6 protein-coding genes, 1 tRNA gene and 1 pseudogene are annotated in these 3,282 nt (G+C 37.2%); 2 read left to right on the top strand and 6 right to left on the bottom strand.

The annotated features are described in order from the left end of the window. The 5 genes and pseudogenes from JCM15092_RS14110 to JCM15092_RS16720 all read right to left on the bottom strand — a co-directional run. The coding region (locus tag JCM15092_RS14110; protein WP_024995201.1) for a hypothetical protein at positions 1–216 on the bottom strand (216 nt) is incomplete at its 3' end. Between the two features lie 76 nt (positions 217–292). Then, positions 293–607: a hypothetical protein gene (locus JCM15092_RS17160; RefSeq protein WP_148296674.1), complete on the bottom strand. Its 315-nt coding sequence runs from the start codon at positions 605–607 to the stop codon at positions 293–295. Further along, positions 604–1,448, bottom strand: a pseudogene (gene coaW / locus JCM15092_RS16350) (type II pantothenate kinase). Before coaW ends, JCM15092_RS17160 begins: the two are co-directional and overlap by 4 nt. A 54-nt stretch (positions 1,449–1,502) precedes the next feature. After that, the gene (locus JCM15092_RS16985) at positions 1,503–1,796 is read right to left on the bottom strand and encodes a phosphatase PAP2 family protein (RefSeq protein WP_235782387.1); all 294 of its coding nucleotides are present in this window, start codon (positions 1,794–1,796) and stop codon (positions 1,503–1,505) included. A gap of 47 nt (positions 1,797–1,843) precedes the next feature. Continuing rightward, complete coding sequence (locus JCM15092_RS16720) at positions 1,844–2,119, bottom strand: hypothetical protein (protein WP_024995200.1); 276 nt, start codon at positions 2,117–2,119, stop codon at positions 1,844–1,846. Between the two features lie 166 nt (positions 2,120–2,285). Here JCM15092_RS16720 and JCM15092_RS14095 point away from each other — a divergent pair. Further along, a tRNA-Lys gene (locus JCM15092_RS14095) sits at positions 2,286–2,358 on the top strand. A gap of 250 nt (positions 2,359–2,608) precedes the next feature. Beyond that, positions 2,609–2,938: a helix-turn-helix domain-containing protein gene (locus JCM15092_RS14090; protein WP_235782386.1), complete on the top strand. Its 330-nt coding sequence runs from the start codon at positions 2,609–2,611 to the stop codon at positions 2,936–2,938. Positions 2,939–2,950: 12 nt separating this feature from the next. Here JCM15092_RS14090 and JCM15092_RS14085 read toward each other — a convergent pair. Further along, a partial coding sequence (locus JCM15092_RS14085) for a transposase (protein WP_024995198.1) occupies positions 2,951–3,282 on the bottom strand: 332 nt, incomplete at its 5' end.

Genomic DNA, 3,282 nt, shown 5'->3' with positions numbered 1-3,282 from the left:
AATAGTCTGCATAATGTTGCCGTTGAAGTTCTTGCGTAGGAACTCTTTATCCCTATACTCCGAGCTTACCATTACATCACTATTTTTGACATGTACTCTCTTTGCAGAGATATTCACATCCGGTAATGCTATATTTCTCAGAGTATCAGAATCCTGCGCATATGTATTACAGCACCAAATAATGGCTGCTGTGCACAAAACATATATTTTACGCATCAATTATGATATTAATAGAACATAGTGAAAGATGTATACTCAAAAGTTGAGATACATACTAAGAACTGATATGTTATCAGGCAACAGGAGGGGCTCTAAGGTAGGGGTGACATAAAGAAATAGTTGCCTTTATGTCTTTTATAAATTCATGATGAGTTATTTGATAATCTGAGAAGAAGTTTATTTCCAGATTTTCAGCTTCTGTAAACGAGGATAGTGAGAAGTGACATATAGAGCAATCATCACATGAGTGACTCATTTTATGATTATGCGACACCTTGTTGCAATCATTTTCACTATGGTAGTGGAATGATTTGACAGCAAAGAATTGCATGAACGTGAATATCAGCATCCATGCAACAGCTCTTTTTATGTCGTTTCTTATTATCAAATTATTATATCTTTATAATTTTGTTTCTGTACATATGCCAAGGCAGCTCCCAATGCAGTACGATACTCGGAGAACTCAGGAATATGAAATCTGCAGTTGTACATCCTTTCCATAATAGGGAATATATCTCTGCACTGAGGAAGTTTGGTCAAATTTCCTAAAAGTACAAAGTCCTTTATAGGGCTGTTCAGTGAAGCCAGTATTATAGACTGTCCTATAGATTGCAGAACCATATGAACGATGCCTGCGGCAATATCCTCTTTAGTTGCGTTGGCAGATGCCTTTCCGAAAGTTGATGCCGTAGCATCAAGAGGAAGTCCGGGAAGAGCGCTATTGCAAATATCCTTAATTTGGAGGTCTACATTCTCTATCACCCCATGATTAGCTAAAGCAATAATCTCTTCTATGTTTTGAGTTTTCAGAAGTAATCTTGAAAGTCCAAGGATAGTACCTCCTCCGATACCTATTCCACCTATGTGTCCAATCTTTCCGTTATCAACCTTTACGAATGAGGTACCTGTCCCCATGCTTACCACCATTAGCTTGTTTAGCTCGGAACCATACTGGGCGCCTAAACCATTTGCAAGGAACTCGTCTGTATGTGCTGTAGGAAGTCCGTAGAGTAATTGGTTTACATAGCACTGCCAACACCTGTAAGCATCACCTTTTCTATTTCTTCCAGTGATATCCCGTTATCGTAAATATATTTTCCGAAAGCGCCGAAAAGAGAAGTGATAGGATCTGTGGCGGTAACTGTCATCGGATTTTTAATGGTATTATTGTCGATACCTATAATCTTTGTAGTACTTCCACCAACATCAATTCCAATAACTATACTCATAGCAATATTCTTAAATTGATTTATTAGTTAGTTAATGATTCCACAAAGATAGTATTACTTATTCTTATCTGATGCCCTATTTCTTAAAATTCTTTCAGTTTTACGATAAGCCCAATATGTAATTATGATACCTAATGAAGCACCTACTATGACATCGAATATCCAGTGTCTGTTGTTTAGCACGCGCATCAATCCCACTGCTGTGGCACATGAATATCCGAAGATGGTGTACCAAAAACTTCTTTTATTGTACTGTAAGTATAGCATTGTTGCTATCATGAAAGCTGTTGCTGTGTGTCCGGATGGGGATGATAGGGTGTCGCTTCCGTCTGGGCGTAACTCACTTATATATAACTTAAGGGCATATATTATAATCTGGGTAACAGCTGTTGCTATTAAAAAGAACAGAGAAAATCTCTTATTATCATATCCCCTTTATAACCGCTGAATTTCAGACCCAGCAGTAGGAGAGCAGGAACGAACTGAAGGTAGTCATCTATGTCAGTACTGAACGATGGAAAAAATTCATTGCGTAAATTTTTTATTGCAATATTAATGCTCATTATCCATTCCACTATAAAATTATCTCTAAGAAGGAATGCAATGATTATAATGATAACAAGAACTGATGTTATTGAGTATGCTGATATGTTGTAGTTATATCTCTTCATAAATATGTTATTATTTAGAAACGCCAAAGATACTTTTTTTTGTTTATTGTAACAGGTAAAAAGTTCCATACGTAAGTTTTTTATAAAAAAGAGCTTTGGTTTTGGTTGTTTGGAAATAATCTTTACCTTTGCAACCGCAAAACAGAAAAGCAACTAATTGCATAAAGATTCGCTAGCTCAGCAGGTAGAGCACAACACTTTTAATGTTGGGGTCTTGGGTTCGAGCCCCAAGCGGATCACAAAATCAAATGGTAAAACGACGTAAAATCCTGATAATCAAGCATTATCAGGATTTTCTTTTTTACTTCCACTTGCATTTTACAGCAGAATAAGGGATCAACGTGGATCAACGTAAAAAGTTGAGGGATTCCTTTTTTTTGTGTAGATACTAATTGAAAAATGCGCCACTCTTCCAATTGAAAAGTGCGCCACCATAGTAGTAATAACGACCTTTGCATGTTCTAAAATGCGAAGAAGAAAATGAAGACTATGGTAGAAAGACAGACCATTATACACATGTATAGAGTTGACGGTTATAGCAAACGCTATATATCCCGTGAACTACATATCAGTCGACACACGGTCGATCATGTGTTAGCAGAGTATGAAGCAGCTCTAAAGAGTACCGATCCCGATGACGCTTTGGGTGACCTGCTCACCATCCAACCCCACTATGACAGTTCCAGGCGTAAGCCTCGTAAACTTACTTTGGAGATTAAGAATGAGATTGATTCTTGTCTGCATAAGAATGCCGTAAAGGTTGCAATGGGCATGCGCAAGCAGCGTATGCTTAAAAAAGGGATCATACCGAAATTCTGAGGGATTGAAGATTTAAGCATAAATTTTAGATAATCTGAATAAGAAGAAAGAAATATCTCTCACTCTTCTGAGTTGCGCTCTAAATTGTTTGATTTTAGCATTAAAAGATTCGCTGGCCGCATTGGTTGCACGATTTCTAAAGAAAGCAACGATTCTTAGATAATGTGTTTGTATCGTTCTTGCCACTGTACCAAAAGAAAGGAATCCTGATTTGTCTACTTCATCATACCAATGTGCTAACTTTGTTAAAGCCACGTCTGCATGCCTTGACTGATGATAAATAAGCCCTAACCGCATACTTAAATAATATGCTTTCTTTATGTCAGGGTATTCCCTAAATAAAA

Source organism: Phocaeicola paurosaccharolyticus JCM 15092 (assembly GCF_000613805.1).
Lineage (GTDB): Bacteria > Bacteroidota > Bacteroidia > Bacteroidales > Bacteroidaceae > Phocaeicola > Phocaeicola paurosaccharolyticus.
This window is presented reverse-complemented; position numbering and strand designations above follow the sequence as displayed.